Origin of the sequence: Arthrobacter sp. yr096, from assembly GCF_900108925.1 — a bacterium.
Classification (GTDB): domain Bacteria; phylum Actinomycetota; class Actinomycetes; order Actinomycetales; family Micrococcaceae; genus Arthrobacter.
The window spans coordinates 123758-136157 of sequence record NZ_FNYI01000007.1 but is presented as its reverse complement, the minus strand read 5'-3'; the positions used below and the strand labels follow the sequence as shown (position 1 = coordinate 136157).

Below are 12400 nucleotides of genomic sequence, written 5' to 3'. Positions count from 1 at the left end.
CGGCAGGCGGTCCGCGGACTGCCTGCCGTTTCTTTTGCCCTGCAGCGGAGATTAGTGCGCGGTCCTGACGAGCTCTTGAGCCAGTTCAACGTCGCCACGCAGATCGCGGTCCACAAGGCCGGACGGCAATCTGAATCCAGCCTCCATCATGGCCTGCAACCGGGAGCTGCTGAACTCCCCGGGCTGTCGCCCCTGGAGACGCAGGGCACGTGAAGCACACACCAGTTCGACGGCGGTGACAGTCGCCAAGGCTTCGGCAGTGGACTGCAACTGGGCGGTGGCCAGGCTGGCGAAGCTTGCGTCTTCCTCTGCCCCCAATGACAACACGACGGTCTGCAAGCTTGCCGGCTGACCATTCGCACGGATTCGTCCGACTGCGGCCGCGGCCACGTACTCCAGCATCATGACTCCGGACTGGCCGGTGGCATCTTCAGCCAAGAAGGGATGCAAGCCCGTGTAATTGGGGTCGCAGAGCAGATCAATCCTTCGAAGATGGGTTGCGCACCCAGCGCCAATGGCCAGCTGCAACGTATCCGCGCGGCGGGAAAGGTTGGTCATCTGGAAGAGTCCGTGATGGGAAACGTCGTTGGTGCCATCGGACATCGATCCATGGACCAGGGGGTTCTCATTGCCTGCTGTCACCAGACGGCTCAACAAAACACCCAAGGCCCCGAGTTCCTCCACTTGGGACCCGAAAATCTGTGGGAGCGTACGCAGGCAATATGGATCCTGAATCCGGGCCGGCTCTCCGCTCCCCTCCACCAAACCGCGCAGGGTGTCCGCCGCTTCTGCCACGGCAGGGGTGTCCGCCGCCGCGGCCACTGCCGGGCTGAGGGCTTCGGCGTTGCCGGACATCGCCACGAAGGACAATGCGGCAACAGACGCAGCGTTGTCCAGAAGCCTCGTTAAATCCTGATGGGCAAGAACAGCCTGGGCAATGGTCAAGGCGCTGGAACTGATGAAGGGCAAAGCATCGGCGGTAGCCCAGTTCTGCAAAAGACGAACCTGGCTTCCCCCTCCCAAAGGCGCGCGCTCCCCGAGCATCGTCAGCGCAGTACCAGCCAGGGCCTGTAGATCTGCCGTGCCGATGCCGCCGAACTCCCGGATTTCAGGAACAACATCCGAGTTGATCAGCTCAGCGAGGGCTACCGCAATAGTTGGGCTGATCCCGGACCCACCGGCAGCCAACTGTGAAAGGCGGACCACCAACATGGCCCGGACTGTCCTTCGGTCCAGCGTCCTGCCGGCATCCACGGCATGGCTCCGCAGCAGTTTCAGGCCGTGGGTGTCGGCCCCTTCGAATTCGGCCAATGCTACGGTCCTGTTGGCGCCCACCCCGGTTGATCTGCCGTACACGGGGCGCCGCGAGGCTGTGGCAACCGCTGACTCCTGCGAGGCGCCAATGCGTTTCAATGCCTCGGGGACCAGTTGGACGGAAGCACCGTCGGCAACCGCTGCGATATCTGCCAAGCCCAGGTTCCGGCCATCGATCTCGATCATGGACCGATCCTTTCATCCGTCGTCGACTAAATGTTCCCTGCCAGGCGGCAAGGTGTAGTGGCTGCGGATCATCAGACTTACAACCACCACACCCGCCAACTAGTCGGTTTCCGGAGCGAAGCGGACAGGGTTCCAGGTTTTCTGGGGCAGCCGGACCGGGATCCTTGGGCACGGTGCCGTTTCGGCCCGTGAACCAGTTCCGGCCGGCACGCGTCCCGCCTGCGCGCTTCCCACCTGCGCAAGCCCTGTCCGTTCAGACTCGGGGTCTCTGGAGATGTGCCAGGGCTGGGGGTTCGTGGACACAGTCACGGAGTTTCCCTCTGCAAACCCGCGGTTTCGTTCATGGGGATGCGGACGCCGCGTTCGTTGGCGACTTCGACGGCGCGGTCGTAGCCGGCGTCGACGTGGCGGATCACGCCCATGCCGGGGTCGTTGGTCAACAGCCGTTCGAGCTTTTCCGCGGCGAGGTCGGTGCCGTCAGCGACGGAGACCTGCCCGGCGTGCAGTGACCGGCCAATACCCACACCGCCGCCGTGATGGATGGAGACCCAGGTAGCACCCGAGGAGGTGTTGATCAGGGCGTTCAGCAACGGCCAGTCAGCGATCGCATCCGAACCATCCGCCATGGCCTCGGTCTCCCGGTACGGGGACGCGACCGAACCCGAATCAAGGTGGTCACGACCGATCACGATCGGGGCCTTGACCTTGCCCTCCTTCACGAGCTGGTTGAACAACAACCCGGCCTTGGCGCGTTCGCCGTACCCGAGCCAGCAAATACGTGCCGGCAAGCCTTCGAACTCCACCCGCTCCGCCGCGGCGTCGAGCCACTTGTGCAGGTGCTTGTTCTCCGGGAACAACTCCTTGATCGCTGCATCGGTCACGGCGATGTCTTCCGGATCCCCGGACAGGGCCACCCAACGGAACGGGCCGAGGCCCTCACAGAACAGCGGACGGATATAGGCCGGGACGAAACCGGGGAACTCAAACGCCCGGGTGTACCCGCCCTTGCGGGCCTCGTCACGGATGGAGTTGCCGTAATCGAACACCTCAGCCCCGGCGTCCTGGAACTCCACCATGGCCTGAACGTGGCGGGCCATCGAGGCCTGGGCCTTCTTGGTGAACCCTTCCGGATCCGCCTCAGCCTCGGTATGCCACTCCGCCACCGTGATGCCTTCGGGCAGGTAGGACAGGGGATCATGCGCGGTGGTCTGGTCGGTGACCACATCAAAAGTGATCTCCCCAGCCTTGTGGCGGGCCAGCAGTTCCGGGAACACTTCGGCGGCGTTGCCCACATACCCCACGGACCAGCCACGACGCTCATCCTTCGCCTTCTGGACCTTCGCGATCGCAGCGTCAAGGTCCGTTTCGACCTCGTCCAGGTACCGCTTCCCGGCCCGGCGGCGCAGACGGGTCTCGTCCACGTCCACAATCAAGCACGCACCATCGTTCAGGGTCACCGCCAGCGGCTGGGCCCCGCCCATGCCACCACACCCACCCGTCAACGTCAGGGTCCCCGCCAACGGGCCCTCGGTGGAACCCGCCGGAGCCGGTGCCGGGTGACGGCCCTCGGCAGCGAGTTTGTTCCCCACCGCGGCGAAGGTCTCGTACGTGCCCTGCAGGATGCCCTGGGTGCCGATGTAGATCCAGGACCCGGCCGTCATCTGGCCGTACATCATCAAACCCTCAGCCTCGAGCCGGCGGAACTCAGGCCACGTTGCCCAGTCCCCCACCAGATTCGAGTTGGCCAGCAGCACCCGGGGAGCCCACTCATGAGTGCGGAACACACCCACCGGCTTGCCCGACTGAACCAACAGGGTCTCGTCCTTCTCCATGGTTTCCAACGTCCGGGTAATCGCATCAAACGCAGCCCAGGAACGCACAGCACGGCCCGTGCCACCATAAACCACCAGATCATCAGGACGCTCAGCGACCTCCGGATCCAGGTTATTCATCAACATGCGCAACGGCGCCTCGGTCTGCCACGACTTGGCAGTAAGCTCAGTACCCCGCGCGGCCTTAACCGGACGGGCACCAGAAGTGAAATCGGCAGTCATTCTTTACTCCTATAAAGCAGGGAATCCGCGGACAAGCGGACTTAGCCCAGGTTCTTGGTCTTGAGCCATTCCTTGGCGATCTGGCCGATGTCCTCAAATTTGGCCACCCGGCCGTTCATCGTGATCAGATCCTCAGTAGTCAGCGCAGCAGAGACCTTGTCCAGCGTTTCCTTGACGGCATCAGTGGACTTCTTCTGGTTGATGACGGGGACGATGTTCTCGGACAGGAAGAGGTTCTTGTTGTCTTCGAGCGCTACGAGGTTGTTCTCCGCCAGTGCTGGATCCGTACTGAACAGGTCAGCTACCTGTACCTGGCCCGAAAGGAGGGCGTTCAGCGTGAGCGGCCCACCGGCGTCGAGCGCTGAGAATTCCTTGAACTCAAGGTTGTAGACGGACTTCAGCCCTGCCACGCCATTGAGGCGGGTCTTCCACTCCGGCGGGCCGCCGAGGACAAGATCCTTGGCAACGGGCTGGAGGTCCTCGATGGTTTTCAGGTTGTGCTGATCGGCGATGTCCTTCTTGACGGCCAGGACATCCTTGTCCTCCGCTTCGGACGCCGTGAGGACCGTGAGGCCAGCCGGGATCTTGGTGGCCAGTTCCTTGGCAACGTCCTGAGAGGAAACAGCCTTGGTGGCGGAGTCGAGGTACTGCAGGAGCGCTCCGCCGTACTCAGGCATGAGGTCAATCGATCCGTCCTTGAGCGCCGGGATGGTGACCTCGCGGCTGCCAATGCTCGGCTTCTCGGTGACCTCGACGCCCTTCGCTTTGAGGGCTTCGGCGTAGATCTTGGCGATCAGCTGGCTTTCGGGGAAGTCCGCGGAACCGACGATGATGCTGTCGCCCGAGGCTCCGGCCGCTGTGTTGGAGGAGCTCAGGGGGTCCCCGCCGCCGCAGGCGCTCAGGGTGATGGCGGCAACGGCCGCGAGGGTGAAACCTGTGAGGTACTTCTTCATGTCAACTCTCCTGGAACGGGCGCTGCAGGGCATGCAGCGGCCAGGTGGGGGTGGGTGGAGGTGCAAATGGGTGGTGACTAGACCGTGACGGGGGTCTTCACGGGCTCGGCTGCGGGAGCCGACTTGATGGTGCGCCGTGTCAGTCCGGGTGAGACAACGCGGCGGGTGATGAAGGCAAGGAGCTGGTCGAAGAACAGGGCCAGCAATGCGACGAGGACTGCGCCAGCAACCATTTGGCTGTAGTCATTCTGGGCTTTGCCGTCGATCAGGAGGCGGCCCAGGCCGCCGAGCGAAATGTACGCGGCGATAGTCGCCGTCGAGATGATTTGCAGCAATGCGCTGCGGATACCGGACAAAACCAGCGGAAGGGAGCACGGCAGCTGAACATCGGTGAGGATCTTCATGGTGCGGAAGCCCATGCCTTTGGCGGCGTCGACGGCGGCAGCATCCACTGCGCGTACGCCGGCATAGGTGTTGGTCAGGATGGGCGGCACCGCCAGCAGCACCAGCACGATGAGGCTCGGCAGGATGTACCCCATGCGTGACGGGAACGCCGGCGAGATGAGCAGGACCAACAGGATCAGGAGGCCAACGCTGGGAAGAGCCCGGAGGGCGTTGGCGAGCCCTGCGATCATGAACACGCCTTTGCCTGTCACTCCGATGTAGATACCCAGAGGTACGGCGATGACGGCAGCTACGGCCAAGGCGATGAGCGAGTACAGGAGATGCTCGGCGATCAGTGTTGGGATGCCGTCGGCGCCGCTCCAGTGTGCGGGGTCGAACAAGTAGTTCACGATGCCACCACCTTGGGGGTCCACGGTGTCAGCCACCGGTTGATGAGGATGATCAGCCCGTCCAGGATCATGGCCAGTACTACGCAGAGCACGATGCCCGCGATAATCGGCGTGTAGAAACGGAGCTGGAAGCCCTGCGTGAAGAGCGAGCCAAGCTGCGGAATACCCAGCAGCGCAGCGACGGAAACGAGACTCACATTGGAGACGGCGGCAACGCGCAGGCCGGCGCAAATCACCGGAACGCCCACGGGCAGTTCAACTTTCAGGAGGCTCTGATAGCCGCGGTACCCCATGGCCTTTGCCGCTTGGACGGTGTCCTCGGGAACGGAGTCCAGCGCATCCGCCACCACACGGACCAGCAGGGCAACGGTGTAGATGGTGAGGGCGGCAACGATGTTGAGCGGGTCCAGGATTTTGGTACCCAGGACCAGTGGCAGCAAAACGAAGAGCGCCAGGGACGGGACTGTGTAGAGCAACCCTGCCACGCCCACCAGAAGCGGGTAGATACGGCGGCTCCGGTGTGCCCACCAGCCCAGGGGCAGTGCGATCAGCAGCCCTAGAATCAGCGGGGTGACGGCCAACAGGACGTGCCAGCCGAGCAGGAAGACAATATTGTCGAATTGGCGGCCGAGCCACTCGAAGTTCATCGTGCCGTCTCCAGGTGAGGTTCGGCTTCGATGGCCTTGACCACGTCCGTGGCAGTCACGGTGCCGATCAGCTCGCCGTGCTCGTTGACCACCACACCGCGGCGGCTGGGCGAGGAAAGCGCGGCATCGAGCAGTTGGCGCATGGTCCCGGATGCAGCTGCCGGGATGCCGCTGAGGTTCAGGTTCCCGCGCTTCACCTCACCGTCCAGAAGATCCGGTTGAGCCCAGCCGAGAGGCTTCCTGCCGCCGTCCACCACCAACACCCAAGCACCCGACGCCTTGGCGCGGGCCTCATCCACCGAGGCACCAAGCTGGACCACAGCCTCTTCGCCGATGGCAACAGTGCCTGCTGTCTTGGTGAAGCCGAGCGAACGGTACCCGCGGTCCCGGCCAACAAAGTCGGCCACAAACTCGTCCGCCGGCGCCGTGAGCAGCTCGGAAGGAGAGGCCATCTGCGCGAGCTTGCCACCGACCCGCATTACGGCCACTTGGTCACCGAGCTTAAGGGCCTCGTCAATGTCGTGGGTGACCATGATGATGGTCTTGCCGATCTCGCGCTGCAAGCGAAGGAATTCCTCCTGGAGCTGCGCCCGGACCACGGGATCCACCGCGCTGAAGGGCTCATCCATCAGCATGAAGGCAGGATCCGAGGCAAGGGCACGGGCCACGCCGACGCGCTGCTGCTGGCCACCGGACAGCTGCCACGGGTATCGCTTGGCGAAGCTCGCCGGGAGGCCCACCCGCTCCATCAGCTCAAGGGCTTTGGTGCGGGCCTTTTGGCGGCTTTCGCCGAGGAGAACAGGCATGGTGGAGACGTTGTCCACGATTGTCTTGTGCGGGAAGAGTCCGGCGTGCTGGATGACGTAGCCGATCCGGCGGCGGAGCAACGCTGCGTCCATGCCGGACGTGGGCTGATCGTCCAGGTAGATGGTGCCGCTGGTGGGCTCGATCAGGCGGTTGATCATCCTCAGGGAGGTGGTCTTACCGCAGCCGGAGGGCCCAACCAGGATGGTCAATTTTCCGGTTGGGGCTTCCAGGTTGAGGCCGTCGACGGCGACAGTACCGTCCGGGTAGGCCTTGGTGACATTTTCAAACTTGATCATTTTGCTTCCATGCTTTCCTGGGGTAGCTCATGGTTGTCGGTAGTCAGGGTGAGGATGTTGTCAGCTTCCTCCACCAGTTGCTGGCCGATCTTGAGGGCCTTCAGCTCATCCACGCGGTAGCTGGGAACCACGACGCTGAGCGAAGCCACCGTCCGTCCTCCCATCACCACGGGTGCAGCAATGGCCGTAACGTCGTCCTCCACACCGCTGCGCACCACGGCAAAGCCACGCTCGGGCTGTTCACCCTTGAGTACTTGGCCGGAAGCTGTGCCTTCGAGCGGGATGCTCCGCCCGACCCAGCTGGAATGCCTGATCGAATGAGTGCCTTCAACGATCGCGATGTAGATTCCCGTGTCCCCAACCCCGGGAATGCTCAGATAGCAGGATTCGCGCGTTGCTGCGACGAGGCGTTTCATGGCCGGCGTGCACAACGAGACCAGTGATTCCTTGCCGAGCGCGAGTGCACCCAGCTGGATGATGCTGGCCCCCGGGCGGAAATTTCCGCCATCATCCCTTGAGACAAAGCCGCTGCCTTCAAGGGTGCGGAGAAGGCGAAGGGCGGTGCTCGGCGAGAGGTCCGCGACCCTCGCCGCGTCGCTCAGTGCAATGGCTCCTTCAGCGCAAACGGCTCCCAAGAGCGCGAGCGCCCTTTCTACTGTCCGTGTGGAGGAATCAGCCATCACACACCTTCGCTTCCCGTGGTTCAGATCACAACTCTCTTGCCATTCAGTAAAAACCAAGTTTCATTAAATGGCAATGGCCTGGCGTAGTTTTACGTCGAAGGTGACGACGGCGGAACTCGGCCACGGCTCATGGCTCAAGCCGCCGCCGTCGAAGGTTGCGTTCAATTTGTTGCGCCAAATGCCCCGATTTTCGTGGTGCTGCATCTGACGGAGCGGCCACCCAGCCAGCTCCCAGCCCCCAGACAGGCTTTACTGCGTTAATTACCTGAATGCATGTCATGTCGATCACTTGACTGGAACTTGGCGGATATGACGTGCCACACTGTGTAGCGCGAGTGCACCGGCGTCCCGTCGGAACAGCCGACGACGTCCCGCACCGCGATCCCACACAACCATCCCCCAAGGGAGTCCCATGTCCAGTTCCAGCACCGAAGGCGCGCCCCAAGTCTCCCGGAAGGTGATCGGCCTGGCCGTTGCCGGGGCAGTGGGTGGCTTCCTCTTCGGTTTCGATTCGTCTGTGGTCAACGGAGCCGTGGACGCAATGGCGGACGAATTCGTCATGAGCGAGGCCCTCACCGGCTTCGCCGTCGCGGTCGCCTTGCTGGGTTGCGCCGCAGGCGCCTACCTGGCGGGCAAGGTGGCCGACCGCTACGGGCGCATCCCCGCCATGAAGATCGGTGCGCTGCTCTTCCTGGTGAGTGCCATTGGAACGGGCCTTGCGTTCAGCGTTTGGGACCTCATCTTCTGGCGCCTGGTGGGCGGCCTGGGCATCGGGCTGGCATCCGTCATTGCCCCCGCCTACATTTCCGAGATCTCCCCCAGGCACGTGCGTGGCCGCTTGGCATCTCTCCAGCAACTCGCCATCACCACCGGTATCTTTGCAGCGCTGCTCTCCGATGCGGTGCTGGCTAATTCAGCCGGCGGCGCCGATGGCACGTTGTGGCTGGGCATCGAAGCCTGGCGTTGGATGTTCATCGCCTGCGCCGTACCCGCTGCCGTCTACGGCTGGATCGCCTTCCGCCTGCCCGAGTCCCCGCACTTCCTGGTACTCAACGGCAAAGAGGACCAGGCACGCACCATCTTCAACAAACTCATCCCCGGCGACGACATCGAACGGCATATCCGCGAGATCCGCGAATCCATCCAGCAGGAAAAACTCTCCACCAAGAAGGGCTCTTTGCGCGGTAACCGCTTCGGCCTGCTGCCCGTGGTGTGGATCGGCATCATCCTGTCCGTGCTGCAGCAGTTCGTCGGCATCAACGTGATCTTCTACTACTCCACCACATTGTGGAAGGCGGTCGGCTTCCAGGAAAAAGACTCCCTGACGATCTCCGTAGCCACCTCCGTCACCAACATCCTGGTCACGCTTGTGGCCATCGCCCTGGTGGATCGCATTGGCCGCCGCCCCATCCTGCTGACCGGCTCCATTGGCATGGCAGTTTCCCTGGGCGCCATGGCACTGGCCTTCTCCTCGGCCACAGGAACGGGTTCGGACATTACGCTGCCCGGCGCATGGGGTCCGGTGGCCCTGGTTGCAGCAAACGTGTTTGTCATCAGCTTCGGCGCCTCCTGGGGCCCGCTGGTGTGGGTTCTGCTGGGCGAGATCTTCCCGTCCCGCATTCGCGCCCGCGCGCTCGGCCTGGCGGCTGCTGCGCAGTGGATCGCCAACTTTGCCATCACACTCAGCTTCCCCATCATGGCGGCTGGTTCGCTGCCGCTGACGTACGCCATGTACGCAGCGTTCGCTGCGGCGTCGTTCTTCTTTGTGATGTTCAAGGTTCCGGAGACCAACGGCATGTCCCTGGAGCAGGCGGAAACCCTGTTCGTCCCCAAGGGAGCACCGGTGGCTCCGCTGCCTGTCACCTCTGACGAACCCAAGTAACGCCAACGAGCCCCGCGGATCACCGCGGGGCTCGTTTGTTCTCTGGGCTATTGCTTTAGACCAGGTGGGGCTCGTGCGAAGCAAGGTAGCTGCGGCCACCGAGGGCTACGAGGATGGCGATCACCATGGCCATTGCACCGGCGAAGAACGGCACCTGCGGGCCGAAGTGCTCGCCGAGCTGTGCTGCAGCGAAGGGAGCCAGCGCACCACCCATCCACCGGACGAAGTTGTAACCGGCGGAAGCAACCGGGCGCGGCGAATCAGAGACGCCCATGGCCAGTTCGGTGTACACCGTGTTGTTGATGCCCAGCAGGGCGCCCGCCACGATGACAAGCACGACGACGGCCGTCACAGAATGCCCCGCGGCCAGTCCCAGCCCTACCAAGTCCAGCATGAGGACGGCGAGCGTGCCTGTCAGAACCTTCACCGCGCCAAAACGCTTCTGCAGCACGGGGGCCACGAATACCGAGAACACAGCCACGGCGACACCCCAGCCGAAGAACACTCCCCCGATTCCGTAGGCGTCCATGCCGAGGATGAACGGGGTGAAGGCGAGGATGGTGAAGAAGCCGTAGTTATAGAAGAGTGCGCTGGCTGCGGTGGTACGGAGCCCCTTGTGCCCGAGGGCAAGGAGGGGATCCCTGAGCCGGGACTTTTTGGCCGGGGCTGGTGTCTTGGGAAGCAGTGCCAACAGGGCGATGAACGCGGCGGCCATGAGGACCGCGGTTCCGAAGAACGGCGCACGCCACTGCCAGCCACCCAACAGGGCGCCGAGCAGCGGGCCCAGAGAGATGCCCAGGCCGAGGGCTGCTTCATAGAGAATGATGGCCGTACCGGTTCCACCGCTGGCCACACCCACAATCACGGCCAACGCGGTAGCGACGAACAGCGCGTTGCCAAGCCCCCACCCTGCACGGAAGCCCACCAACTGCTCAACACTGCCGGAGAGACCGGACAACGAGGCGAACACCACGATGATCGCCAAGCCGATCAGCAGCGTCTTTTTGCCGCCAATCCTTGAGGACACGAAACCACTGATCAACATCGCCACAGCGGTCACCAGGAAGTAGCTGGTGAACAGCAGCGACACTTCACTGGTGGACGCCTCCAGGTTCTTGGCGATGGCCGGAAGGATCGGATCCACCAGACCGATGCCCATGAAGGCGAAAACGGCTGCGAGAGCCGTGGCCCACACCGCTTTGGGTTGTTTGAGCAGCGAAGCTTTCTCCGCCTCAAGGGTGGTTTCGATGGTTGTTTCGGCGCTTGCTGAAGCGTCAGCCAGCTGGCGTGACATTCAATGGCTCCTTGTCGGTGCGTTGATTCTTGGTTAATTCTGGAATGAGTTGTTGAGCTTGGCGATCACGGGGAGCGCCGCGGCGAGGTGTTCGATCTCCTGTTTGCTGAGGCCCTGAAGCAGTTCGGCCACCATGGCGTTTCGTCGCTGATTGGCGGACTCGACAGCGCCGGCCCCAACTTGGGTGATGGCTACTTGGACTGCGCGGGAATCGTCGGGATCAGCCTGGCGCGTCACAAGGCCAGCGCGCTCGAGTTTGATGATCTGCTCGGTGGCGCTGGGGACCTTGATTCCCAGGTTTTTGGCGATGTCCCCCACGCGCAGGCCACCGCCGGACACCATGGAGAGCAGGCTCAGTTGCGCAGCTGTCAGGTCACCCTCCGGGTCCAGGCGACGAAACATGTAGACACCCAAACGCAATGCCTCACGAAATTCCTGCGCAAGCCCAGTGAGGCGGGGATCGAAAGTATCGTTCATATTTAGGTAGCCTAATAGTTAGGCACCCTAATAGTCAAGGCGCACTGCAGCGGGCACCCAGCGGAAAGCCCACTACAACACGAGCTTCATGCCCTCGTGACTCGCGACGAACCCCAGCCGCTCATAAAGGCGGTGCGCAGAAGTCCGCGACTTATCCGTGGTCAGCTGCACCAGCGAGCAACCGCGATCCCGCGCCTGCTCAATGGCCCACTCGATCATCAGCGCACCGACGCCCTGCCCGCGCAGCACCCTCGAAACCCGCACGGCCTCGATCTGCATGCGCCATGACCCCTTGCGCGACAGGCCTGGAATGTAGCTGAGCTGAAAGGTCGCCACAACGTTGCCGTCGAGTTCACCCACCACCAGAAGGTGCGCCGGGTCGCCGTCGATCGCGTCAAAAGCCCGCTCGTACGGCGCCAGATCGTCAGCGTTTTCGCGGGCGGCGCCCAACTGGTCGTCCGCGAGCAACGCGAGGATCCGCGGCAGGTCACCCTTGCGGGCGCGCCGAAGGCTGAAAGTTCCAGGCTCGACGGCGGCAGTCATCAACGCGGGTGCGGCACCAGATTCTGTAGTCACCAACCCAGCATGCCATTTTGTTTGGAACTTAGTGTTGCTAAGTACCGGTACTTAGTTCTACTATGTAGTGGTAGCTAGTAATACCGAGTAGTGAAGGAGGTGTCCGATGGGCAAGCAAATGACGGAGATGCTCAAAGGCACATTGGAGGGCATCGTTCTGGCCCTCCTGACCGGAAAGGCGGCGTACGGATACGAGATCACAACGCTGCTCCGCGCACAGGGATTTACCGAGATCGCTGAAGGCACCGTGTACGCGCTGCTGGTCAGGATCGAACAAAAGGGGTTGGTGGACGTGGAGAAGCGGCCGTCCGAAAAGGGCCCGCCCCGCAAGGTGTACACGCTCAACGCTCAGGGCAAAACAGAACTGGACGAATTTTGGACCACTTGGAGCTTCTTGGCCGAACGGCTCGAACAGCTCCGCACGGAAGGAAAATAAC

The 12400-nt window shown here is 62.8% G+C and carries 12 protein-coding genes; 2 read left to right on the top strand and 10 right to left on the bottom strand.

Going from position 1 to position 12400, the window contains the following annotated elements; genetic code table 11:
- Positions 1 to 51: 51 nt before the first annotated feature.
- The 7 genes from BMY91_RS17845 to BMY91_RS17815 all read right to left on the bottom strand — a co-directional run bounded on the left by BMY91_RS17845 (position 52) and on the right by BMY91_RS17815 (position 7731).
- Positions 52 to 1500: an aromatic amino acid lyase gene (locus BMY91_RS17845; protein WP_090824354.1), complete on the bottom strand. Its 1449-nt coding sequence runs from the start codon at positions 1498 to 1500 to the stop codon at positions 52 to 54.
- 305 nt (positions 1501 to 1805) lie between these two features.
- Positions 1806 to 3554 carry a urocanate hydratase gene (locus BMY91_RS17840; RefSeq protein ID WP_090824352.1) on the bottom strand — a complete coding sequence of 583 codons (1749 nt, stop codon included), beginning with the start codon at positions 3552 to 3554 and terminating at the stop codon, positions 1806 to 1808.
- 41 nt (positions 3555 to 3595) lie between these two features.
- Entirely contained in the window at positions 3596 to 4507 is a 912-nt protein-coding gene (locus tag BMY91_RS17835; RefSeq protein WP_090824350.1) for an ABC transporter substrate-binding protein, read from the bottom strand.
- 77 nt (positions 4508 to 4584) lie between these two features.
- Positions 4585 to 5337, bottom strand: a complete 753-nt coding sequence (locus BMY91_RS17830) for an ABC transporter permease (RefSeq protein ID WP_254779949.1) — start codon at positions 5335 to 5337, stop codon at positions 4585 to 4587.
- Positions 5298 to 5948 (bottom strand): ABC transporter permease, encoded by a 651-nt coding sequence (locus BMY91_RS17825; protein WP_014923069.1) that lies wholly within the window; start codon positions 5946 to 5948, stop codon positions 5298 to 5300. The genes BMY91_RS17830 and BMY91_RS17825 overlap by 40 nt, the downstream gene beginning before the upstream one ends.
- Positions 5945 to 7051 (bottom strand): ATP-binding cassette domain-containing protein, encoded by a 1107-nt coding sequence (locus tag BMY91_RS17820; RefSeq protein ID WP_090824348.1) that lies wholly within the window; start codon positions 7049 to 7051, stop codon positions 5945 to 5947. The genes BMY91_RS17825 and BMY91_RS17820 overlap by 4 nt, the downstream gene beginning before the upstream one ends.
- A complete protein-coding gene (locus BMY91_RS17815; RefSeq protein ID WP_090824346.1) occupies positions 7048 to 7731 on the bottom strand; it encodes an IclR family transcriptional regulator in 684 nt (227 codons plus the stop codon). Before BMY91_RS17815 ends, BMY91_RS17820 begins: the two co-directional genes overlap by 4 nt.
- A 415-nt stretch (positions 7732 to 8146) precedes the next feature.
- On the opposite strand from BMY91_RS17815, the gene BMY91_RS17810 reads away from it, so the two are divergent.
- Positions 8147 to 9616, top strand: a complete 1470-nt coding sequence (locus BMY91_RS17810) for a sugar porter family MFS transporter (protein WP_090824344.1) — start codon at positions 8147 to 8149, stop codon at positions 9614 to 9616.
- Positions 9617 to 9671: 55 nt separating this feature from the next.
- Here the strand turns inward: BMY91_RS17810 and BMY91_RS17805 are convergent, their stop codons facing one another.
- The 3 genes from BMY91_RS17805 to BMY91_RS17795 form a co-directional block, all read right to left on the bottom strand.
- Entirely contained in the window at positions 9672 to 10910 is a 1239-nt protein-coding gene (locus BMY91_RS17805; protein WP_090824342.1) for an MFS transporter, read from the bottom strand.
- Positions 10911 to 10943: 33 nt separating this feature from the next.
- Positions 10944 to 11387: a MarR family winged helix-turn-helix transcriptional regulator gene (locus tag BMY91_RS17800; protein ID WP_090824340.1), complete on the bottom strand. Its 444-nt coding sequence runs from the start codon at positions 11385 to 11387 to the stop codon at positions 10944 to 10946.
- Positions 11388 to 11459: 72 nt separating this feature from the next.
- Positions 11460 to 11930, bottom strand: coding sequence for a GNAT family N-acetyltransferase (locus BMY91_RS17795; protein ID WP_090824338.1), 471 nt, complete (start codon positions 11928 to 11930; stop codon positions 11460 to 11462).
- Positions 11931 to 12069: 139 nt separating this feature from the next.
- Between BMY91_RS17795 and BMY91_RS17790 the strand changes: the two genes are divergently transcribed.
- Entirely contained in the window at positions 12070 to 12399 is a 330-nt protein-coding gene (locus BMY91_RS17790) for a PadR family transcriptional regulator (RefSeq protein ID WP_090824336.1), read from the top strand.
- Position 12400: the final 1 nt, after the last annotated feature.